Source organism: Variovorax sp. CF313 (genome assembly GCF_000282635.1).
Classification (GTDB): Bacteria; Pseudomonadota; Gammaproteobacteria; order Burkholderiales; family Burkholderiaceae_C; genus Variovorax.
This window is the reverse complement of the sequence record NZ_AKIW01000117.1, coordinates 1-21,949: the sequence shown is the minus strand read 5'-3', so window position 1 is coordinate 21,949 and position 21,949 is coordinate 1. Positions and strand designations below refer to the sequence as shown.

Here is a 21,949-nt window from a genome sequence, read left to right as displayed (position 1 = left end):
CCATCACCACGAACTACAAGTTCCGTGGCCAGGACCAGGACATGATCGGCAAGAACGACTACGCCAAGACCAAGGGCTTCAAGCCCGCCATCCAGGGCGGCCTGGACTACGCCTTCGGCGACAGCGGCTTCTACGTCGGCAACTGGAATTCCAGCGTCAACTGGCTCAAGGGCAACAGCATCGAGATGGACGTGTACGGCGGCTACAAGTTCAAGGCCGGCCCGCTGGACATGGACGTGGGTGCGCTCTCCTACATCTACCCGGGCAACTCCTCGGGCAACACCACCGAGCTGTACGTCGCGGGCACCTACGCCAATGAAAGCCTCGGCTCCTTCACCGCCAAGTACTCGCACACAGTCTCCAAGGACTACTTCGGCTACGCAGGCAACAAGGCCGGCTCGGGCCTGAAGGGCACCAACACCGGCTACCTGAACCTGTCGTACAGCAAGGAGATCGTGCCCAAGGTCACGCTGAAGGCGGCCGTCGGCTACACGAACATGTCCAGCGACATCCGCAGCCTGGGCTACAAGAGCTACGTCGACTACAACGTGGGCGCGAGCTACGACTTCGGCAACGGCCTGTCGCTGACCGGTTCGGTGCAAGGCGCCAACAAGAAGAGCTCCTATGTCGCGGTCGCGAACCCGGGCGTCGACCTGGGCTTCGGCCCCTTCGGCCAGACGACCTACTCGCCCAACAAGGCGCGCTTCATCCTGACGCTGACGAAGACGCTCTGAACGCCAGCCTCAGTCGATGCTGATGTTCGCGGCCTTCGCAACCTCGGCCCACTTCACGCGGTTGTCGTGCACGGTCTTCCTGAACTGCGCCGGCGACTCGATGCGCACGGTGTTGCCCTGGCTCTCGAAGCGCTCGCGGATCTCGGGGGTCTCCAGCACCGCCTTCACGGCCGCGTTGAGCTTGTCGACGATCTGCGGGTCGGTGCCCTTGGGCGCGAAGATGCCGAACCAGATCGAGCTGTCGAAGCCCTTGGTGCCCGGCAGGCCGCTCGAGGCGATGGTGGGCACTTCTTTCACGGCCGGCACCGCGGCGGCGGTGGTTACGCCCAGCAGGCGCACCTTGCCGGCCTTGTAGTGCGGCAGCACGGTCTGCACCTGGTTCATGATGCAGCAGGTCTCGCCGCGCACCACCGATGTGATCGCCTCGGGACCGCCCTTGTAGGGCACGTGCACCATGTTCAGGCCGAGGCGCGAATTGAATTCGGCAAAGGCCATGTGCGTGCCCGCGCCGTTGCCTGTAGACGCATAGTTGTACTTGCCGGGATTTGCCTTGACCAGCTCGACGAATTCCTTCAAGGTCCGCACGTTGATCACGTCGGGATTGATGGTGAGCACGTTCGAAACGTCGAGCACCGGCGCCACCGGCACGAAGTCGGCCTCCACGTCGAAGGGCAGTTTCTTGTAGAGCGCGGCATTGCTGCCGTGCGTGGCTGCGGTGCCGAAGGAAAGCGTGTAGCCATCGGGCCTGGCGTGGGCCACGTACTCGCTGGCGATGTTGCCGGCGGCGCCCGACTTGTAGTCGATGACGACGGGCTTGCCGAGCTGCTTCGACAGCGGCTCCTGGATGACGCGGGCCACCACGTCGACGCCCGAGCCGGCCGGAAAGCCCATGATCAGCGTGACGGGTTGCTGCGGCCAGTCCGGCTGGGAGAAGGCGGCGGGCGCCACGAGCGAGGCCGCGGCCAGCAGCAGTGCGCGGCGGGCAATTCGAGAGAAGGGAGAATGAAACATGACTGTCTTTCTGCGAGGCAAGCGGTGCAAGCGCGCATTGTGGCGCGCCGCTGATGCCCGATTCCATATGAGCTTATGCGCGGCATGCACGCCGCGTGCCTGCTCTCCATAATCGCCCCATGGTCCGTTCCACCCAACAACTACACACCCCACGAGAGCCCGCGCGCCCGCGCGCGGCCGCCACCGTGCTGCTGCTGCGCGACAGCGCCGCCGGCATCGAAGTGCTCATGACCCGCCGCTCGGCCACCGCCAGTTTCGCGCCCGGTGCCTATGTATTTCCCGGCGGCCAGATCGACGCCGCCGACGAAGCGGCCCAGCGCATCGCCACGCAGCGGTCGACGCAAAGCGGCCTGCAGCGCACGCAGGCCATCGCGGCCATCCGCGAGGCTTTCGAGGAACTGGGCGTGCTGCTCGCGCACCATGCCGACGGGCGTCCCGCTAACGCCGAGGACATCGCCGCCATGGACCGCGGCAACACGGCGGGCACAGCCTTTGCCGACCAATGCGCGGCACGCGGGCTGACGCTCGATGCAGACCGGGTGTTCACCTTCGCGCACTGGATCACCGACCGCGACCTGCCCAGGCGCTTCGATGTGCCCTTCCTGGTGGCGCGCATGCCCGAAGGCCAGGAGCCCGCAGCCGACGAGAGCGAACAGTTCGAGCCCTGCTGGGTGCGCCCAGCCGATGCGCTCGCGCGCCATGCGGCAGGCAGCTTCTTCATGATCTTCCCGACCGTGCGCACGCTGCAGCGCATGGCCGCGTATGCCACCGTGGACGCCCTGCTCACGGCCTGCGCCGGCGAGACCCCGCTGTGGACCAGCTGCCCGCGCGCCGGCCTGCTCAAGGGCGAAGACGCGCGCTACATGGAGCACGAATCGCCGTTCGGCGAACTCGCGCTGGTGTGCCCCGACGGGCAGGCCGTGCACGTGCTCGACTGGGAGAGCGAACGCCCGGTGCCGCTGCTGAAGAACGTGATGCGCTTCACCGCGCCCAACCCGGGCGCGATGACCGGCCCGGGCACCAACAGCTACATCGTGGGCGACGCGGCCACGGGCTACATCGTGATCGATCCGGGCCCGGACGACGCCGGCCACATCGGCCGGCTGTGGGGCGCCACGCAGGGCGACATCCGCATGATCGTCTGCACGCACTCGCATGCCGACCACTCGCCGGGCGCAGCGCCGCTGCAGGCGCTGTGCAAGAGCGGCAGGCCGCCGATCCTCGGCCTGGCCTCGAAGCCGACAGCTCGCGCCAGCGCACGCTTCACGCCCGAGCGCGAACTGGCCGATGGCGAGCGGCTCGTGCTGTCGGGCACAACGGCCGAAGGCGAGCCCATCGCCCACACGCTGCGCGTGATCCACACGCCCGGCCACGCGGCCAACCACCTGTGCCTGGTGCTGGAAGAAGACGGGCTGCTGTTCTCCGGCGACCACATCCTCAACGGCAGCACCACAGTGGTCGATCCGCCCGATGGCGACATGACGGCATACCTCGATTCGCTCGACACGCTCGATGCGGCCTGCGCGGCCGGCGGCATCGGCTTCATCCTGCCCGCGCACGGCTACGTGATCGGCTTTGCCCGCACCGCCATCGGCATGCTGAAAGCGCACCGGCTCAAGCGCGAGGCCAGGATCGCAGCCGCCATGCAGAAGCTGCCCGAAGGCACCCCCGAGCAATGGCTGCCGCTGGCCTACGACGACGTACCCGAACGCATGTGGCCGGTGGCGGCCCGCTCGCTGGCCGCGCACGTGGCTCGCATCCGGCAATTGGCGGTGGCTCGATGAACAACAGCAACAGGAACTCTCCGGGTGAGGACGAGGGCATCCGCCTCGCCAAACGCGTGGCGGCGCTGGCCGGTGTGTCGCGGCGCGAAGCCGAGCTGCTGATAGAGAACGGCGCGGTGCGCGTGGACGGCGTGCCGCAGATGCTGCCGCAGTCGCGCGTGCTGCCGCACCAGCAGGTCGAGATCGAGGCCGGCGCGAAGCCCGAGCCCGTGCTGCCCGTCACATTGCTGCTGTACAAGCCTGCGGGCATGGTCACCGACACCGCGCACCGCCTGCTGGTGGCTGCGAATCATCACGAGCCCGAGCGCGCCGGACTGCGTTTTCTGCCGGCGCATGCGAAGGCGCAGCACTGCATGACGCCGCTCGAGACCGGCGCCAGCGGGCTGGTCGCCTACACGCAGGAATTCCGCATCGAACGCAAGCTGCTGGAAGACGCGGGCATCCTCGAGCATGAGGTGATGGTGGACGTGGCCGGCCCGGTGAGCCCGGAGGTGCTGGCGCGGCTGGAGCGCTCGCCCGCGCGCGTGAGCATCGGCCGCCAGAGCGACGAGCAAACGGGCCTGCGCTTCGCGCTCAAGGGCGCGCGGCCGGGGCAGATCGCCAACATCTGCGACGGCGTGGGCCTGCGCATTCTTGCGATGCGGCGCATCCGCATCGGCCGCGTGCCGCTGGCGGGGCTGCAGCCTGGCCAGTGGCGCTATCTCGCACCCCACGAACGCTTCTGAACAACGATGCACCGCATGTTCACGGCCCGCAATTTTCAGCCGTGGCCCCGATGGGCCGCCGACAGGGAGACTGAGCCAATGAAGTTCGGAACACCGAGCACCGCCCTGGCCTGCACCGTGCCGCTGGCACTGGTGGCGGGCTGCACGCTTCTCACGCCGTCACCGCCGTCCGCGCCCCCAGCGCCGCCGCCGGCCGTCGTCTCGAAGGACGGCCTCGCGCCCATCACCGAGGAGCAGGTCGAGCGCATCCGCGATGCCATCGGCGTCAAGCCCCCCAGCCCGGCTGTGGGAAAGGTGGTGCGCAGCGCCTCGCCGACCATCGAGTCCTTCGTGCGGACCGAAGGCTGCATCACCGCGCGCAATGGCGCGGTGCTCAACCCCTTCGCCGCGCCCGGCCGCCTGTTCGACACCACGGGCTTCCAGGGCGGCCCGATGTCGGAGATGCAGTACCACGACAAGACCGCCTGCGTGACGGTAAAGCGCATCCAGAACTGGAAGATGGTCACGCCGAAGCTGCTGCGCTTCGAGGTGGTCTACGTGGGCGACGACGGTGAGGAACGCGCCATCAAGCGCCACGAGCTGGTACGCCAGCCCAAGGGCGGCTGGCTGTTCGCACGCTGAGGGCCGTGGTCACTGCTTCGCGGTGGCCGGCGCGGCACCCTGCGCAAGGTGCGCGTCGTCGGGTTCCCAGCCGCCGCCGAGTGCCATGAACAGCACGACCTGATCGTCGGCCAGCTGCGCCTCGCTGGCCGCGAGGGCGGCTTCGCTGGCAGCCAGCGAGCGTTCGGCGTCGAGCGAATCGAGGTAGCCGGTGCGGCCGTTCTGGTAGAGCTGGCGCGCCTGCGCGGCGACCTTCGCGCTTTCGTCGCGCGAGGCTTGCAGCGCGGCGTGGCGATCGAGTTCACGCGCGTAGGTGCCGAGTGCGGTCTCGGTTTCGCGCAGCGCGGTGAGCACGGTGCCGTCGAACTTGGCGAGCGCCGCGCGCGTGCCGGCCTCGGCCTGGGCGATGCGGGACTGTGCGACGCCCGTATTGGGAATGGTCCACGAGATCAACGGGCCGAGGCTCCAGGCGAAGGTGTCCTTGCGGCCGAAGTCGTCGGCATGGCCGGCGGAGGAGCCTGAAAGGCCCAGCGTGACTTTGGGATAGAGCTCGGCCGTGGCCACGCCGATGCGCGCGGTCGATGCGGCAAGGCCGCGCTCGGCCTGGCGGATGTCGGGGCGGCGGCGCAACAGCGCGGCACCGTCGCCGACCGGCAGTGTGCCGGCCACGCGCGGCGGCATGGTGCAGTCGGCCACTTGGCGCGGGAAGTCCTGCGGCACTGCGCCGGTCAAGGTGGCGAGACGATAAAGCGCGCCCTGGCGTTCGGCCTTCAGCGGCGGCAGTGCGGCGTTGAGCTGCTGCAGCTGCGCACGCGCGCGACCTGCGTCGATGGCACCGGCGCGGCCTGCACGCTGCAGGCGGTCGGTGACGTTCACGGCGTCCTGCTGCAAGGCGACAGACTTCTGTGCGATCTGCAGGCGAAGGCCGGTAGCGCAGGCCTCGGCGTAGGCGCGCGCAGTGCCGGCCGCGACGTTCACGCGCACGAGGTCGAGCGCGGCTTCGGCGGCTTGGGTGTTGGCCTGCGAAGCCTCGATGCCCCGGCGGATCTGGCCGAACAGGTCGACCTGGTACGACAGCGAAGCGCCCGCGCTGTAGTTGAAGGTGCTCGGCGGCTCGTAGCCCTTCTGCAGCAGCGACAGCCCCGACACATGGCCGAACGAAGGGCCGCCGTTCACGCCGATGGTCGGGTACCTGGCGTCGGCCACTTCGTCTTCGATGGCGCGTTCGCGCTCGAGGTTGGCGACGGCCTGGCGCAGGTCGGTGTTGTGCGCGAGGGCCTGTTCGACCAGCCTGTCGAGCAACGGGTCGTGGTACAGGCGCCACCAGTGGGCGGGCAGCGGCGCGGCGTTGGCGGACGCCTCGGCAAAGGGCCGCGCGGCGGCGCCCTGGCTGGCCAGCGCCTCGGGCGGCTGGCGGTAGTCGGGACCGACCGCCGCGCAGGCCGCGAGCCCGGCGGCGACGGCCAGCGATGCAAGGCGAAATGCGAAGCGGCTCACGGCGTTCACCCCTTCTGCGGCGCGGCTGCCGGTGCCACGGCGCTGTGCGCCGGCTTGTTCCCCAGCACCTGCACCGTGACCGTCTGGCCCGCGACGAGGCGTGCGCCCTGCGGCAGCGGATCGAGCTTGATGCGCACCGGAATGCGCTGCGCGAGCCGCACCCAGTTGAAGGTCGGGTTCACGCTGGGCAGCAGGTTGGCGCTGGTGGAGCGGTCGCGGTCGGCAATGCCGGCGGCCACGCTGTCGACCGCGCCCTCGAGCACCGCGCCGCCGCCCATCGGGGTGACGCGCACGCGGTCGCCGAGATGGATGCGCGGCAGCTTGGTTTCCTCGAAATAGCCTTCGACGTAGAACGACTGCGCATCGACCAGCGCGAGCACCGGGCGGCCCGCCGCGGCGTAGCTGCCCTGGCGCAGGTCGAGGTTGGTGACGAGGCCGTCGGCCGGCGCGCGCACCTGGGCGCGCTGCAGGTTGAGGCGGGCCGAGTCGAGCGCCACCTCGGCCTGCGCGACGGCGGCCTGCATCTGCTCGACACGCGAACGGGTCTGCTCGCGCGACTCCTTCGACACCAGGTCGTCGAGGCCCGCGTTGCGCGCGTTCTCGCGCTGCACCTGGGCGCTCATGGCGCGCTGCGCGGCGAGCGCTGCCTGGGCCTGGCGCACGGCGAGGTCGTAGCGGGCGCGGTCCACCTCGAACAGCAGCGTGCCGGCGGCGACCGGCTGGTTGTCGCGGATCGGTACTGCCGTGACGAGGCCCGACACGTCGGGTGCGATCTGCACGACGTTGGCGCGCACGCGGCCGTCGCGCGTCCACGGCGCAAGTTCGTAGTGGTCCCACAGGCGCAGGCCGGCCCACGCGGCGGCGGCCACCACGGCCACGGTGAGAAGAACGCGCCCGAGGCGCCGGGCCCGTGGGTTGTCTGCGGAGGAACGGGGGACTGTCATCGGAATCTCGTCGTCATTGAAGGTAGGAAGTGAGGCGGCTCAGTGCATAGAGCAGCAGCAGGTACAGCGCCATGTCGAACAGCGCGGGGTGCCACACCCAGCGGTAGGCGCCGGTGGCCGCGAGCAGTCGGCGTACGCCCCACAACGCGAGCAGCGCGCCGAGGGCCAGCACCATGATCCAGGGCACGTAGAGGCCGTAGAAACTGGCTTCACCGATCATGCGGAAGCTCCTTGGGTGAGCGCTGCGCCCGCCAGCCTGGGCGGCGCATCGGGAAAGAGATTGCGGCGCAGGCCGACCAGTGCGGTGACGGCCGAGCGCGATGCGGCGGAAGAAGCGGTGCCGCGCGCGGCAAGCACGGCACCGAGTGCTTCGTCGATCTGCGGCAGCAGGTCGAGCGGGCGCGGATTCGTGCGGCCTTCGGCGCGCTGGCGGAAGAAGCGCGAGATGCCGCCCAGCAGCGCGGCCGAGCTGGCCAGCGGCAGCTGGGCGCGCACGCGCTGCAGCACGGCGATGTCGGCGCCCATGCGCAGGTCGCGCAGCGCGTCGTTGGCGGCCACGCCTTCGACGGTGCCGCCCGCCTGCGCGATGCGCGGCGCGAGCAGGCCGATGCGGTCGAGCATGCGCACGGCATACGCATCGCTCTGCGCGTACTGCGGCTGCGGCGAAGCGGCCATGTCGCCGAGCTCGCGCCAGGTGGCGCGCTGGATGCGGCGCGCGCTCCAGTCGGCGCCCACCGAACGCACCAGCCGCGTGACGCGCGCCGCGACCAGCACGCCGACGATCTGGCCGATCATGCTGTTGATGAAGCTCACGAGGTCGGAGCTGGCGGTGTCGTGCAGCGCGAGCGTGCCGGCCACGCCGAAGATCAGCGCCATCGCGGGCATGAAATGCGTCGGACGCGGCAGGTAGAAGCCCAGCAGCAAGAAGAGCGGCGCGCAGATGACGACCAGCATGCCGAAGTCCTGCACCGTGGGCATGAGCACCAGCACATAGAGCGCCGAGATCGGGATGGACCACAGCGTCCACTTGAGAAAGCCGTGGATCGCCGGCACGGGGTCGTCCATGGTGGCGAAGAAGCAGCAGAAGACGGCGGCCATCATGGTGGCCGCCGAACCCATGGGCCAGCCGGTGACGATCCAGAACGCGCCGCACAGGCAGATGGCGATGACGGCCGCGAGCGCCGACAGCAGCGCCATGCCGTAGTCACGGTGCAGCACGCGGCTGCCGAGCGCTGCCGTGCGGCGCAGCGGCGCGGCACCCTTGAGGCCTTCGTCGATGTCCAGGCGCAGCCGGGCGCAGGCGGTCCAGCCGTCGACGAGTTCTTCGAGGCGCCCGGCGAGGCCGATGCGCAGGGCGCGGCCCCATGGAGTGGGCTGCTGCGCGTCTGCAGGAGCGACGTTCAATGCGTCGATGGCACGGCGCAGGGCTTGCAGGCGCTCGGCACTGTGGGCGGAGGCAGGTTCGGCCTCCTCGCGCAGCCACTGCGCGGCCTGCGCGAGCACCGCGGCCACGTCGGGTGCAAGTTGCCCCTCGGCCTGCTCCAGCGCCTGCAGGCGGTCTTCGACGGCCGAGAGCGCGGGCGTGAGCGCGGCAACGCGGTCCTGCATCGCGCGGATCGCGCCGGCGGTCCAGCGCAGGTGCGTGGTGTCGAAGGGCACGTGGGTGGAGAGCAGGCGCAGCTGCGTGATGTCGCCTGCGAGGCGGCGGCGGTCGTCGTCGAGGCGCTTCGGTTCGGCGCCACTGCTGCGGCCGGCGGGCTGCAGCAGGTCGCCGAGCCACTTGCGCGCGTCGAGCAGCGTGCGATCGAGCTGGCCCAGCACGGTCGGCGCAAGCCCCGCGGGCAGCACGAGGCTGTGGACCAGCGTGGCGCAGAAGATGCCGAGGCCGATTTCTTCCACGCGCGCCACGGCGGTGTCGAACAGCGCGAGCGGCGTCTGCACCGACGGAAAGCCGATCAGCGCGGCCGTGTAGCCCGCGAGCATGAACACGTAGGAGCGCGGCGTGCGGTCGAACAGCGAGATGCACAGGCACAGCCCCACCCACAACGCGAGCACCAGCGTCAGCAGTTCCGGCGCGTTGGACAGCGCGGGCACCATCAGCACGGTCGCAGTGCAGCCGATGAGCGTGCCGCAGAAGCGGTACAGCGCCTTCGAGCGAACGGCGCCGGCCAGCGGATGGGCGACGACATAGGTGGTCATGAGCGCCCAGAACGGACGCGGCAGGCCGGCACGGCTGGCGAGGTACATCGCCAGCATGGCGGCGGCGAAGCTCTTGCCGGAAAAGAGAAGCTCCGCGCGGCTGAAGCGCGGAAGACGGAGCGCAGGCATTTCTTACCTGCGCCCTTCCTGCGGCGATTGCTGCGACTGCGGCGCCTGGGCCGGGCGCCCCAGGCGCTCCTCGAGCACGCCGAACACCCGCAGGCAGACGGCGATGTCGTCGTCGGACACGCCTTCGAACAGCTCGCTGCGCATCAGGCTCAGCGCCGCCTCGATGGGCGCGCAGGCGGCCTTGCCTGCGGGCGTGAGGTGCAAGGTCTTGGCACGGCGGTCGGCCGGATCTTCGCGGCGCTCGACGAAACCGGCCTCCACCAACTGGTCGAGCGAGCGCACCAGCGACGGGCCCTCGATGCCCAGTGCATCGGCAAGCACGCCCTGGCGCACTTCGCCGTTCATGCGCCCGAGCATCACGATCGGCCAGGCCAGCGTTTGCGACACGCCGACGTGCGCCACCGCCCTGTCCGCCGACGCGCGGTAGCCGCGCTGCAGCACCGAGAGCGACATGCCGAGCCGCATCAGCGCGTTCTCGCGCTTCGGGGAGGAGTTGCTCGATTTGCTCACGATAGCCGCCTATTAATTAGCATGCTATCTATTATAAGGGTAACTACCAACTCCTGCTGGCGGCAAGGCGGCCGCTGCCTTCAGCGGTCGAGGGCGCGAAAAAGGAAAAGGGAAGAAAAGTGTGAAGCCCGCCGATAAGCCGGATTCTGTGCATCGAGGGCCTCTTGCGAAGCCTTCGACGTGACCGCCATTACTCTGGGCCGTTTGTCGCCAAACGGCTCGATGCCACCTACCCGCCAGCTCAGCGGAACCACCTCGATACTGGCCTACTTGGTGTTGCTGCGCGCAGAGATTGCCCGTTTCACCCGAACTCAATCGGCTCGTCTCTGTTGCTCTGATCCTCACCTCACGGTGGAGAGTCGTTAACTCCTGCGCTGTCCTGTGCAGTCCGGACGTTCCTCCAGTGCGGTCTTTCGACCCGATGCTGTTGCCCGAAGGCGCAGCGTCGTCCCTTTCGGGCTTGCACCAGCGGCGGTCTGGCGTGCTTCACCGCTCGATTATCGCCCGCCCCATCAATGACCCTTCAGACAATGCCGCGCGCCGGTCGTCAGCCGGGCGTTTCGCCGTCGCCGGCCTGCACCAAGCCCAGCTTGCGCAACGTCCGATGGAAGTTGCTGCGGTCGATGCCGGCCTCGCGCGCGGCGCTGGCCACGCGGCCGCCGTGGCGGGCGAGCAGTTCCGAGAGCCAGGCCCGCTGGAAGGCTTCGGTCGCCTCGCGCAGCGTGCCGCCAGCGATGACAGGCCCCGCGTGTTCGTTCGCCGGGGCCTGCACGGGCGCTGCCGTGGCGCTTCCCACGACGGCAGCACTGTCCAGCGCCAGGTGATGCGGCTCGATGGCCGTCCAGCGCGAGCCGCGCGGCTGCTCCCGGAACGCCCGCAGCGAGGCGCGGCTAATCACATGCTCGAGCTCGCGCACGTTGCCCGGCCAGCCGTGCGCCAGCATGGCGGCCTTCGACGCCGGCGAGAGCCGCAGGTTGCGCGCGCCCAGCCGGTGCTGGTTCTCCTCGAGAAAGCTGCCCGCCAGAACGAGCACGTCGCGCCCCCGTTCGCGCAGCGGCGCGACGACGAGCGGATAGACCGACAGCCGGTGGTACAGGTCGGCGCGAAAGCGCCCCTGCGCGATCGCCGCGGGCAGGTCGCGGTTGGTGGCCGCGATCACGCGCACGTCGACCTTGCGCATGCGGTCGCTGCCGGGGCGCTGCACCTCGCCGCTTTGCAGCACGCGCAGCAGCTTGGCCTGCACGCTCAGCGGCAGTTCGCCGACCTCGTCGAGAAAGAGCGTGCCGCCATCGGCGATCTCGAACTTGCCGTCGCGGTCCTGCACGGCGCCGGTGAACGCGCCGCGCTTGTGGCCGAAGAGTTCGCTGTCGGCCAGCGACTCGGGCAGCGCCGCGCAGTTGACCTGCACGAGCGGCTGCTCGCTGCGGCGCGAGCGCGCGTGCAGGCGCTGCGCGACCAGGTCCTTGCCGACGCCGGTTTCGCCGAGCAGCAGCACCGTGAGATCGGACACGGCGACCGTGTCGATCTCGTCGCACAGCTGCTTCATCGCCGGGCTGCTGCCCAGCAGCTCGCGCGGCGCGCCACGCCCCGCACGCAGCGCCTGCGCAACGGCCTGCTCGCGCATCGCGCGCGCCTGCATCTCGCGGATCGTGTGGGCGGCCTCGATGCCGGTTTCGACGAGGGCGATCAGTGCCTCCATCTGCGCCGGGCCCACGGCATCGAAGGCGTGCGGCTCCAGGGCGTCCAGCGTCAGCAGGCCCCAGACGGCGCCGCGCAGGCGCAGCGGCGCGCCCATGCAGTCGTGCACCGGCAGGATGCCCGGCTGGCCGGCGACGAGGCCGTCGTACGGGTCGGGCAGGTTGCAGTCGTGGGCGAAACGCAGGCCCCGTTCGCTGTCGAGCAGGCGCGCGAAACGCGGATGGGCGGCGACGGGAAACTGGCGCCCGAGGGTTTCATCGCTCAGGCCGTCGACCGCGACGGGCTTCAGCACGTCGACATCGAGCTGCAGCAGCGCGGCGGCATCGCAGCGGACCAGTCCGCGCGCGGCGGCGAGCAGCGATCGGTAGCGGGCGGCCTCGGCTTCGGGCTCGGGCGACGGGGCTTCGGTGGTCGAATCGACACGCAATGTGGTCATAAGTACAACGATGAAGTTGTTGCGAATTTGACCACGCCCGATAAATCCCCAATGGCGTCAAGCACTTGCAGCGACCTTCCGGCTGGCACGGATCGTGAGAAGACAAAGGCATCTCAACAGAGGAAGCGCCAGACCATGAACCCGCAAACCATCGCCATCGTCAAGTCCACCGTGCCCGCGCTCCAGGCCCACGGCGAGGCCATCACCAGCCACTTCTACAAGATCATGTTCGAGGGCCATCCGCAGGTGAAGGCCTTCTTCAACGAAGCGCACCAGGCCGCCGGCACGCAGGCGCGCGCGCTGGCGGGTGCGGTCATCGCCTATGGCGCGCACATCGACCGGCTCGAAGCGATCGCCGGCGCCCTGCCCCGCATCATCCAGAAGCACGCCGCGCTGGGCGTGCTGCCGGAGCACTACCCGATCGTCGGCCACTACCTGCTGCGCGCCGTGAAGGAGGTGCTCGGCGATGCCGCGACCGACGAGGTGATTACCGCGTGGGGCGAAGCCTACGAATCGCTGGCGGGCCTGCTCATCGCCGCGGAAGAAGCCGTCTACAGCGCCAACGCGGCGCAACCCGGCGGATGGCGCGGCACGCGCGAATTCCGCGTGGCCCGGCGCGAAGACGAGAGCGAGGTCATCACCTCGTTCTACCTGGAGCCCGTGGACGGCGGCGCGCTGCTGGCCTTCACGCCGGGGCAGTACCTCACGCTGGTGCTGGAGATCGACGGCCAGCCGGTGCGACGCAACTACTCGCTGTCCGACGCGCCGGGCAAGCCGTGGTACCGCATCAGCGTGAAGAAGGAAGAAGGCGGTCGCGCCTCGAACTGGCTGCACGAGGCCGCCGTGACCGGCACGCGGCTGCAGGTGCAGGCGCCGTGCGGCGACTTCGTGCTGCAGCCCGCGGGCGAACAGGCGCGCCCCCTCGTGCTGGTGACGGGTGGCGTGGGCATCACGCCCGCGATGAGCATGCTCGAATCGGTGGCCCACACGGGCCGGCCGGTGCACTTCGTCCATGCGGCGCGGCACGGCGGCGCGCACGCCTTTCGCGAGCGCGTCGACGCGCTCGCGCAGCGGCATGCGAACGTGAAGCCGCTGTATGTCTACGACGCGCCGCGCGAGAGCGACACGCCGCACGCGACCGGCTTCGTCACCCGCGAGCTGCTGGCCGGGCTGCTGCCGGAAGACCGCGATGTCGACCTGTACTTTCTCGGGCCGAAGCCCTTCATGCAGTCGGTGTATGCCAACGGGCTGGCGCTCGGCGTGCCGAAGCAGCAGCTTCGCTACGAGTTCTTCGGGCCGCTGGAAGCCCTGGAGGCCTGAACCGCAACGGCCTGCCATCCCCTCGTGCTGAAACGGTCGCGGGCCGGGTGCAACCCGGCCCAGGGGGCGCCACAATGCGCGCTGACCATCCGCCCCTCGCACCCAAGGAGATTCCATGAAGGCCCAGAACATCCTCCAGACCATCGGCAACACGCCGCACATCCGCATCAACCGCCTGTTCGGCAATGCGAAACAGCAGGTCTGGGTCAAATCCGAGCGCGCCAATCCCGGCGGCTCGATCAAGGACCGCATCGCGCTGTCGATGGTGGAAGACGCCGAGAAGAGCGGCGCGCTCAAACCCGGCGGCACCATCGTCGAGCCGACCTCGGGCAACACCGGCATCGGCCTGGCGATGGTCGCGGCCGTGAAGGGCTACAAGCTGATCCTGGTGATGCCCGACAGCATGTCGGTCGAGCGCCGCCGCCTGATGCTGGCCTACGGCGCCACCTTCGACCTGACGCCGCGCGCCGGGGGCATGAAAGCCTCCATCGCGCGCGCCGAGGAAATCGTGGCCGGCACGCCCGGTGCGTGGATGCCGCAGCAGTTCAACAACCCCGCGAATGTCGACGTGCACGTGCGCACCACGGCCGAGGAGATCGCGGCGGACTTTCCCGACGGCATCGACGTGCTGATCACCGGCGTAGGCACGGGCGGCCACATCACGGGCGTGGCGAAGGTGCTGAAGAAGAAGTGGCCCAAGCTGCAGGTGTTCGCGGTCGAGCCAGTGGCCTCGCCCGTGATTTCCGGCGGCACGCCGGCGCCGCACCCCATTCAAGGCATCGGCGCAGGCTTCATCCCGAAGAACCTCGACACCTCGCTGCTCGACGGCGTGCTGCAGGTCGACGCCGAACCGGCGCGCGAAATGGCGCGCCGCTGCGCAGTCGAGGAAGGCATGCTGGTCGGCATCTCGTCGGGCGCCACGCTCGCAGCCATCGCGCAGAAGCTGCCCTCGCTGGCACCCGATGCGGTGGTGCTGGGCTTCAACTACGACACCGGCGAGCGGTACTTGTCGGTGGAAGGCTTCCTGCCCGCCTGACTTTTCGGGAAGCACCGCGGAACCGGCTTCGCCGGGCCGCTGGTGCTGCCCCCGGGAGGGGGTAGGCGAAGCGACACGAAGTGCGCGAAGCCTGGGGCGAGTAAAATCTCTGGCCTGCTTGATAACCACAAGCCCCACGCCATGCTGAGAATCTCCGAACTCAAACTCCCGCTCGACCACGCGCCCGACGCGCTGGCCGCACTGATCGCCAGGACGCTCGACGTCCCGCTCGAAGCGATCGCCTCCCACACCGTCTACAAGCGCAGCTTCGACGCGCGCAAGATCGAACTGCTCACGGTCTACATCTGCGACGTGCAGCTGAAGGACGCGAAGCTCGAAGCCGCGCTGCTCGCGAAGCACGCGGGCCATCCGCACATCCAGAGCGCGCCCGACATGCGCTACACGCCGCCGGCCAATGCGGCCGAAGGCACGGCGCGGCCGGTGGTGGTCGGCTTCGGGCCCTGCGGCATCTTCGCGGCGCTGATGCTCGCGAAGATGGGCTTCAAACCGATCGTGCTCGAACGCGGCAGGACCGTGCGCCAGCGCACCCGCGACACCTGGGGCCTGTGGCGCAAGAGCGTGCTCAACCCCGAGTCGAACGTGCAGTTCGGCGAAGGCGGCGCCGGCACCTTCTCGGACGGCAAGCTCTACAGCCAGATCAAGGACCCGCGCTTCCTCGGCCGCAAGGTGATGGAAGAGTTCGTGAAGGCCGGCGCACCGCCCGAGATTCTTTACGTCGCGCATCCGCACATCGGCACCTTCAAGCTGGTGAAGGTGGTGGAGAACATCCGCGAGCAGATCGTGGCGCTGGGCGGCGAGATCCGCTTCGAGCAGCGCGTGACCGACGTGCACATCGAAGACGGCCACCTTCGCGGCCTCACCGTGCTCGACCAGACCACGGGCACGAGCAGCGAACTGCGCGCCGACCACGTCGTGATGGCGCTGGGCCACAGCTCGCGCGACACCTTCGAGATGCTGCATGCGCGCGGCGTGCACATCGAGGCCAAGCCCTTCTCCATCGGCTTTCGCGTCGAGCACCCGCAAGGCCTGATCGACCGCGCGCGCTGGGGCCGCCACGCGGGCCACCCGCTGCTCGGCGCGGCCGACTACAAGCTGGTGCACCATGCAAGCAACGGCCGCTCGGTCTACAGCTTCTGCATGTGCCCCGGCGGCACCGTGGTGGCGGCCACCAGCGAGCCGGGCCGCGTGGTCACCAACGGCATGAGCCAGTACTCGCGCAACGAGCGCAATGCCAACGCCGGCATCGTGGTGGGCATCGACCCGAAAGACTTCCCCGGCGACGCGCTCGCGGGCATCGCCTTGCAGCGCGAACTCGAAAGCAACGCCTTCGTGCTCGGCGGCGGCGACTACCGCGCGCCGGGCCAGCTGGTGGGCGACTTCATCGCCGGGCGGCCCTCGACCGCGCTCGGCAGCGTGATTCCGTCGTACAAGCCCGGCGTAACGCCGACCGACCTGCACAAGGCGCTGCCGGCCTACGCCATCGAGGCCATGCGCGAGGCCTTCCCCGCCTTCGGCCGCAAGATCAAGGGCTTCGACACGTACGACGCGGTGCTCACCGGCGTCGAAACGCGCACCTCGTCGCCGATCCGCATCACGCGCGGCGACGATTTCCAGAGCCTCAACGTGCGCGGCCTCTACCCGGCCGGCGAAGGCGCGAGCTACGCGGGCGGCATCCTGTCGGCCGGCGTGGACGGCATCAAGGTGGCCGAGGCCGTGGCGCACGGCGTGCTGGCCGAAGCCTCGGCCCTGAGCCACTGAGCCACCACCCGACATCGAGACCTGCATGGCCAGTGCCGACTTCCATTTCTACGAACCCGCCAGGGGCCACGGCCTGCCGCACGACCCATTCAACGCGATGGTCGGGCCGCGCCCCATCGGCTGGATCTCGTCGCAGGACGCGAACGGCGTGCTCAACCTCGCGCCCTACAGCTTCTTCAACGCCTTCAACTACACGCCGCCTCTCGTCGGCTTCGCCAGCATCGGCGCCAAGGACAGCCTGCATAACATCCGCCAGACGCGGGAGTTCGGCTGGAACCTGGCAACCCGGCCGCTGGCCGAGCAGATGAACCGCTCCTGCGCGGCCGTGCCGCCCGAGGTGAACGAGTTCGAGCTCGCCGGCCTCGCCACGGCCGCCTCGCGGACCATCGCGGTGCCGCGCGTGGCCGAAAGCCCCGTGTCCTTCGAGTGCAAGCTCACGCAGATCCTGCAGCTCGAAGGCGCGGACGGCGTGCCCGTGCAGACCTGGCTCGTGCTCGGCGAAGTGGTGGGCGTGCACATTGCGCGCCACCTGCTGAAGGACGGCATCTACGACACCGCCGCGGCGCAGCCCATCCTGCGCGGCGGCGGCCCGGGCGACTACTTCGAAGTCAGCCCCGACAATCTCTTCAGGATGTTCCGGCCGCGCTGAACGCGCTGCGCCGGCCTTCTTTTTTCCAATCCTTTCCACAGCGCCCCCGCATGACCGACGCTTCCACCGCCACCCCCAAGACGAACGCCCGCCCGCCCCGGCGCCAGCAACTGGACATGGCCGACCAGCTGAAGCAGCTGCAGGCCGGTGCAGGAACAGACGCGGGCGCAGATGCGCCGGCGCAGCAACAGCAACCCCAGCAGGCCTCCCGCCCGCCGCGGCAGAAGAACACCGGCCGCGGCCCGCGTGCGCAGCAGCCCCGGCAGCAGAAGGCGCAGGCGCAGCAGCAGCAACCGCAGCGCACGCCGCGCAAGGTCAACCCGGTGCTGGAGCGCCTGTTCGAGCTGTACCCTCAGCTCTTCGGCGCGCGCTTCGTGCCGCTGAAGCTCGGCGTGTATGAGGAACTGCTTGCGCGCCACCCCGAGGACTTCAAGGCCGAAGACCTGAAGATCGCCATGGGCCAGCACGCGCGCTCCACGCGCTACCTCGAGGCCGTGGCCGCCGGCCTGGCGCGCCACGACCTCGACGGCAACGCGCTGGACCCGGTCGCGCCCGAGCACGTGCACCACGCCATCCTCGAGCTGCACCGCCGCCGCATGCTGCGCAACAACGGCAACGCCGAAGAACTGCGACCGCAACTGGTGGAGCGCATCGCCAAGGCCGTCGAGGCTTCGGGCCTCGACCGCGAGGCCTATGCGGTGCTCGTGCGCTCGCGTGACGCGAACGCCAACGCCGTGGTCGACGAAGCCCTGGCCGAACTCGCCGAGCAGGCCGCCAAGCGCGAGGCGCTGCTGCGCGCCTTCGAGGCCAGCGGCCGAAGCGAGCAGGAGTTCGCCGACATGTACGGCATGAAGCTAGGCGACGTGACGCGCACGCTGCAGCGGGTGCGCGACGACAAGAAACGGGCAGAGGCAGCCGCGGCAGCGGCAAAAGAAGCAGCACCGGAAGCAGAAACCGCACCCGACAAGGCCCAACCCGACCTGCCCGCCACCACCGGCAATTGAACGCCCCGAAGCGCCCGGAAGACTGCAGCTGTGCAATCCGGCAGCGATGCGGCGAATTTTTCACTAGGGATTCGCGCCCAAGAAACATTTTCATACGTTTCCAGTTACATTTCTCCGGCCCATTCCGGGCGGAGGAGAAGTTAATTTGAAAAGAGTCATCAGGCTGCTTCTCGCAGCCGTGGCTGTTTCCGTGTTCGCGAGTGGCTGCGCCGTCAACCGCGCAACAGCCACCGTCGATCCCTCGGCGAATCTCGACAAGCTGCGCGTGGTGCAGGTCAGAAGGCTCGAGGGTGAAGACGGCACGATTCAGAAACTGATCGCAAGCAATCTGCGCAAACGCGGGTACGAGGTGTCGGAGGACGCCAAGCCCCCCGAGAAAGTCGATGCCGTCGTCACGTACGTCGACAAGTGGCTGTGGGACATCACCATGTACCTGTCCGAGCTCACCGTCACGGTCCGCGAACTCAAGTCCGACTACCCGTTGGCAACGGGCAATTCGCTCCACACCTCTCTCACACGCCGCTCGCCACCGGAAATGGTCGACGAAGTGGTCGGCAACATCTTCAAAGAATCGGAAAAATCCAAATGATCAGCACCACCCTTCGCCGCGCAGGCGCCTTGGCCGTTCTCTCCGTCGTCGTCGTGCTCGCGGGCTGCGCCTCGTCGGCCAACCGCGAGGCCATGACTGCGACCAGCATCGCCTCGAGCAAGAAGCTTCCTTACTCCCTGTCGGTGAAAACCGGCGGCGGCAACGAAACGAATCCGCTGTGGAGTTCGGACATCTCCAATGAAGACCTGGCTGCCGCCATCGAGAAATCGGTCACGCAGTCGGCCTTGTTCAAGGAAGTCGTCAAGGGCAAGAGCGGGGACTACGAGTTGTCGGTCTCGATCGTCAAGCTGACCAAGCCCATGTTCGGTGCCGCGTTCACGGTCGACATGGAAGCGGGTTGGTCGCTCACCAAGATCTCCGACAAATCGGTAGCCATGCGCCAGGTCATCAAGTCGACCTACACAGGTGGTGCGTTCGACTCGCTCGTCGGCACGACCCGCCTGCGCATGTCGGTGGAAGGTGCTGCGCGCAACAACATCAAGCAGGGCCTGGAAGCCGTCGCGGCGCTCAATCTCTGACCGACAAACCATTCAGTGAATGGAAAAGGGGCTGGTGAATCACCAGCCCCTTTTTCCTTGTGCCGCTGCGCTCAGCGCGCGTTCTGCAGCGCCGCGATGCGCTCCTCGATCGGCGGGTGCGTGGCGAACAGCTTGCCGATGCTGCCGGTGATGCCCATGGCTTCGACCGCCTTCGGCAGTTCGCCGGCCGGCAGGCCGCCCAGGCGCGCGAGCGCGTTCATCATCGGCTGGCGGTTGCCCATGAGCGCGGCCGAGCCGGCGTCAGCGCGGAACTCGCGGTGGCGCGAGAACCAGGCCACCACCATCGCGGCAGCAAAGCCCAGCACGATGTCGAGCACGATGGTGCTCACGTAGTAGCCGATGCCGGGGCCCGACGAGCGGTCGTCGCCGCGGCGCAGGAAGCTGTCGACCGCATAGCCGATCACGCGCGACAGGAACACGACGAAGGTATTCATCACGCCCTGGATGAGCGTCATGGTGACCATGTCGCCGTTGGCGATGTGCGCCACCTCGTGGCCGATGACGGCCTCGACCTCTTCGCGCGTCATGTTCTGCAGCAGGCCGGTGGACACCGCCACCAGCGACGAGTTCTTGAACGCGCCGGTCGCGAAGGCATTGGGCTCGCCTTCGAAGATGCCGACCTCGGGCATGCCGATGCCGGCCTTGTCGGCGAACTTGCGCACTGTGCCGACGATCCAGGCCTCGTCGGGCGACTGGGGGTTGTCGATCATGTGCAGGCCGGTGGTCCACTTGGCCATGGGCTTGCTGATGAGCAGCGAGATGATCGCGCCGCCGAAGCCCATCACCAGCGCGAAGCCGAGCAGCGCGGTCAGGTTGAGCCCGTTGGCCGTGAGGAAGCGGTTGACGCCGAGCAGGCTGGCGACGACGCCGAGCACCGCGACGACCATCACATTGGTCAGGACGAACAGAAGGATACGTTTCAAGTTGAATTCTCCGTGGGGAAATCTGCCACCCAGATAAGGGCCTCGCGGCCCTCTTCAAGCCGTGCGCGGCATGGAGTCCTGGGTGTTGTTTTACGTTGTGGGGCGCTCCGGACGGCGGCAGCCGGTAGAACCATGATAGGAGCAAAAGTTCTAGGCCCGCCGTATTTCCTGGCCCGGCAAGGGCCTGAAGACCTGCGCGTCGGCATAGAACGCCGCGGTCTCGTTGCCCGCGCACCAGCCAGGCACGCCGAGCACCGGCAAGGGCACGAAGGGCTTGCGCTGGAGCTGCAGGGGGTCGAGCCCCCGTGCGATGTGCGCATCGTCGAAGGCCTCCGGGCCGGTCGCGCCGTGCATCAGCAGCACGTGCGCCGTGATCGGCTTGCGCGGCGTCACCAGCTTTTCGAGCAGCGCGTGCCCGAACAGCAGCAGGCGCGCTTCGCTCCACAGGCCGCGTTGCGTGACGAACAGCGCATGCCAGTCGCGCGCGGCCAGCGCACGCCACAGTGCGGGTGGCGCATCGAGCAGCGCACCGTTCTCGTCGAACAGTGTGAGCGCGTCGCGCAGCGGACCGCGCACGGCCGCGACGCCGCTGCGCGCGATCTCGCTCGCCTGCAGTTCGTTGAGGCGGTGCTTGGTGTGCGGAAACGCGAGCCACACGAGCCCGTTGAAGAAGTCGTGCAGGTTGTCGCGCGTGGGCACGCTGCGGGTCTGGAAGATGCGCGCCTCGTAGGCCTGGCCTGGAGGCAGCGCGTCCTGGTGCACGAAGTCGGGCACCGGCGCGGGCTTGATGCCCTGCAGCGCGGCGGCGACTCCGCCATGCAGCGCGGCCCGCGCCACCGCTTCGCCGCTCGAACGATAGGGCGCAAGCCAGGGCCGCGCCCAGTCGACTGCCGGCAGGATCAAGGCGCGGGCGCGCCCGTCCAGCGGATGCGGTCGGGGTGCTGCATCACCGCGAACTCCCCGGTGAGCTTGTCGAACAGCTTGAGCGAGCTGCCGTGCTTGCCGAGCAGGCCGGCGGTGCGCAAGGCTTTCGCCACGTCGTTGAGCGGCACGTCCTTGCCGCCGCGCAATGCGGGCGCGGCCTGCAGGATGAACTCGGCGGCTTCGGACGGAGGTTGCGGTTGCGGCGCGGTGGGCGCCTTGGCGGCCGTCTTGCGTGCCGTCTTCTTCGCCGCGGCCTTCTTCGCTGCAGGGGCGGGTGCGGCTGCGGTCGTCGTGCCGGCGCTCTTCGCCCGCGATGTCTTGGTGCCGGCCGATTTGGCGGAGGCCGTCTTCTTCGCTGGCGCGGTGCGCACCGCTGGCGCCGCGTAGCCCGCGCCGTGGTGCGCGAGGTCCATGAAGGTGTCGTAGATGCCGACCGTTTCCTCGCCCGTCTTGCCCTGCTGGCCTATGCCGCAGACGCGGCAGCCCTTCTCGCGCAGGCGGATCACCAGCGGCGCGAAGTCGGAGTCGGACGAGACCAGCACCACCACGTCGGGACGCTCGTCGATCACGAGGTCGATGGCGTCGACGGCCAGCGCGATGTCGGTGCTGTTCTTGCCGGTCGACAGGTTCACCATCGGCCGCACCGACAGCCGCTTGAACAGGGCCTGGCGGTTCACCGCCATCTCGGCATTGCAGTAGGCGCGGCGCACGTGGATGGCGCCGTACTCGTCCATCGTGCGCTGCACGGCCTGCTCGATCACGTCGGCCGAGACGTTGTCGGCGTCGATCAGCAGCATCACGCGAGTCATTGGCTCACCCCCAGGCTGCGCGCACTTCGTGTCGCTTCTCCCACCCCCTCACCGGGGGCAACACCAACGGCCCGGCAAAGCCGGCTCCG

General features: G+C 68.9%; 21 protein-coding genes and 1 other RNA gene. 11 read left to right on the top strand and 11 right to left on the bottom strand.

Annotation, left to right across the window (positions count from 1 at the left end):
* The coding region (locus tag PMI12_RS25315) for a TorF family putative porin (RefSeq protein ID WP_042674311.1) at window positions 1-734 on the top strand (734 nt) is incomplete at its 5' end.
* 9 nt (window positions 735-743) lie between these two features.
* On the opposite strand, the gene PMI12_RS25310 is transcribed toward PMI12_RS25315, so the two are convergent.
* Entirely contained in the window at window positions 744-1,745 is a 1,002-nt protein-coding gene (locus PMI12_RS25310; RefSeq protein ID WP_007838224.1) for a Bug family tripartite tricarboxylate transporter substrate binding protein, read from the bottom strand.
* 119 nt (window positions 1,746-1,864) lie between these two features.
* Between PMI12_RS25310 and PMI12_RS25305 the strand changes: the two genes are divergently transcribed.
* The 3 genes from PMI12_RS25305 (at window position 1,865) to PMI12_RS25295 (ending at window position 4,875) form a co-directional block, all read left to right on the top strand.
* A complete protein-coding gene (locus PMI12_RS25305) occupies window positions 1,865-3,529 on the top strand; it encodes an MBL fold metallo-hydrolase (protein WP_007838222.1) in 1,665 nt (554 codons plus the stop codon).
* Window positions 3,526-4,254, top strand: a complete 729-nt coding sequence (locus PMI12_RS25300) for an RNA pseudouridine synthase (protein ID WP_007838221.1) — start codon at window positions 3,526-3,528, stop codon at window positions 4,252-4,254. Before PMI12_RS25305 ends, PMI12_RS25300 begins: the two co-directional genes overlap by 4 nt.
* Window positions 4,255-4,332: 78 nt before the next feature.
* Window positions 4,333-4,875, top strand: a complete 543-nt coding sequence (locus PMI12_RS25295) for a hypothetical protein (protein ID WP_007838220.1) — start codon at window positions 4,333-4,335, stop codon at window positions 4,873-4,875.
* A gap of 9 nt (window positions 4,876-4,884) precedes the next feature.
* Here the strand turns inward: PMI12_RS25295 and PMI12_RS25290 are convergent, their stop codons facing one another.
* From PMI12_RS25290 to norR, 7 genes are all read right to left on the bottom strand, one after another.
* Window positions 4,885-6,351, bottom strand: coding sequence for an efflux transporter outer membrane subunit (locus PMI12_RS25290; protein WP_237726173.1), 1,467 nt, complete (start codon window positions 6,349-6,351; stop codon window positions 4,885-4,887).
* Window positions 6,352-6,356: 5 nt separating this feature from the next.
* Window positions 6,357-7,295, bottom strand: a complete 939-nt coding sequence (locus PMI12_RS25285; RefSeq protein ID WP_007838218.1) for an efflux RND transporter periplasmic adaptor subunit — start codon at window positions 7,293-7,295, stop codon at window positions 6,357-6,359.
* Between the two features lie 13 nt (window positions 7,296-7,308).
* Entirely contained in the window at window positions 7,309-7,515 is a 207-nt protein-coding gene (locus tag PMI12_RS25280) for a DUF1656 domain-containing protein (protein ID WP_007838217.1), read from the bottom strand.
* Window positions 7,512-9,623 carry an FUSC family protein gene (locus PMI12_RS25275; protein WP_007838215.1) on the bottom strand — a complete coding sequence of 704 codons (2,112 nt, stop codon included), beginning with the start codon at window positions 9,621-9,623 and terminating at the stop codon, window positions 7,512-7,514. Before PMI12_RS25275 ends, PMI12_RS25280 begins: the two co-directional genes overlap by 4 nt.
* A 3-nt stretch (window positions 9,624-9,626) precedes the next feature.
* Entirely contained in the window at window positions 9,627-10,088 is a 462-nt protein-coding gene (locus tag PMI12_RS25270; RefSeq protein WP_042674313.1) for a MarR family winged helix-turn-helix transcriptional regulator, read from the bottom strand.
* A gap of 164 nt (window positions 10,089-10,252) precedes the next feature.
* Window positions 10,253-10,621: RNase P RNA component class A (gene rnpB / locus PMI12_RS27885), an RNA gene on the bottom strand.
* Between the two features lie 59 nt (window positions 10,622-10,680).
* Window positions 10,681-12,267 carry a nitric oxide reductase transcriptional regulator NorR gene (norR, locus tag PMI12_RS25265; RefSeq protein ID WP_007838212.1) on the bottom strand — a complete coding sequence of 529 codons (1,587 nt, stop codon included), beginning with the start codon at window positions 12,265-12,267 and terminating at the stop codon, window positions 10,681-10,683.
* Between the two features lie 135 nt (window positions 12,268-12,402).
* Between norR and hmpA the strand changes: the two genes are divergently transcribed.
* From hmpA to PMI12_RS25230, 7 genes are all read left to right on the top strand, one after another.
* Entirely contained in the window at window positions 12,403-13,587 is a 1,185-nt protein-coding gene (gene hmpA, locus PMI12_RS25260; protein WP_007838211.1) for an NO-inducible flavohemoprotein, read from the top strand.
* A gap of 115 nt (window positions 13,588-13,702) precedes the next feature.
* Window positions 13,703-14,623, top strand: a complete 921-nt coding sequence (gene cysK, locus PMI12_RS25255) for a cysteine synthase A (RefSeq protein ID WP_007838209.1) — start codon at window positions 13,703-13,705, stop codon at window positions 14,621-14,623.
* A 141-nt stretch (window positions 14,624-14,764) separates the two neighbouring features.
* Window positions 14,765-16,402: an NAD(P)/FAD-dependent oxidoreductase gene (locus PMI12_RS25250; protein ID WP_007838206.1), complete on the top strand. Its 1,638-nt coding sequence runs from the start codon at window positions 14,765-14,767 to the stop codon at window positions 16,400-16,402.
* 25 nt (window positions 16,403-16,427) lie between these two features.
* A complete protein-coding gene (locus PMI12_RS25245; protein WP_007838204.1) occupies window positions 16,428-17,051 on the top strand; it encodes a flavin reductase family protein in 624 nt (207 codons plus the stop codon).
* Between the two features lie 50 nt (window positions 17,052-17,101).
* Window positions 17,102-18,055 (top strand): ProQ/FinO family protein, encoded by a 954-nt coding sequence (locus PMI12_RS25240; RefSeq protein ID WP_007838203.1) that lies wholly within the window; start codon window positions 17,102-17,104, stop codon window positions 18,053-18,055.
* Window positions 18,056-18,200: 145 nt separating this feature from the next.
* A complete protein-coding gene (locus tag PMI12_RS25235) occupies window positions 18,201-18,644 on the top strand; it encodes a hypothetical protein (RefSeq protein ID WP_007838200.1) in 444 nt (147 codons plus the stop codon).
* Window positions 18,641-19,183: a hypothetical protein gene (locus tag PMI12_RS25230; protein ID WP_007838199.1), complete on the top strand. Its 543-nt coding sequence runs from the start codon at window positions 18,641-18,643 to the stop codon at window positions 19,181-19,183. The genes PMI12_RS25235 and PMI12_RS25230 overlap by 4 nt, the downstream gene beginning before the upstream one ends.
* A 71-nt stretch (window positions 19,184-19,254) precedes the next feature.
* Here PMI12_RS25230 and htpX read toward each other — a convergent pair whose 3' ends face one another.
* The 3 genes from htpX to PMI12_RS25215 form a co-directional block, all read right to left on the bottom strand.
* Window positions 19,255-20,127, bottom strand: coding sequence for a protease HtpX (gene htpX, locus PMI12_RS25225; RefSeq protein WP_007838192.1), 873 nt, complete (start codon window positions 20,125-20,127; stop codon window positions 19,255-19,257).
* 150 nt (window positions 20,128-20,277) lie between these two features.
* Window positions 20,278-21,030, bottom strand: coding sequence for a DUF3025 domain-containing protein (locus PMI12_RS25220; RefSeq protein ID WP_007838184.1), 753 nt, complete (start codon window positions 21,028-21,030; stop codon window positions 20,278-20,280).
* Window positions 21,027-21,860 carry an NYN domain-containing protein gene (locus PMI12_RS25215; protein ID WP_007838182.1) on the bottom strand — a complete coding sequence of 278 codons (834 nt, stop codon included), beginning with the start codon at window positions 21,858-21,860 and terminating at the stop codon, window positions 21,027-21,029. Before PMI12_RS25215 ends, PMI12_RS25220 begins: the two co-directional genes overlap by 4 nt.
* Between the last annotated feature and the right edge of the window lie 89 nt (window positions 21,861-21,949).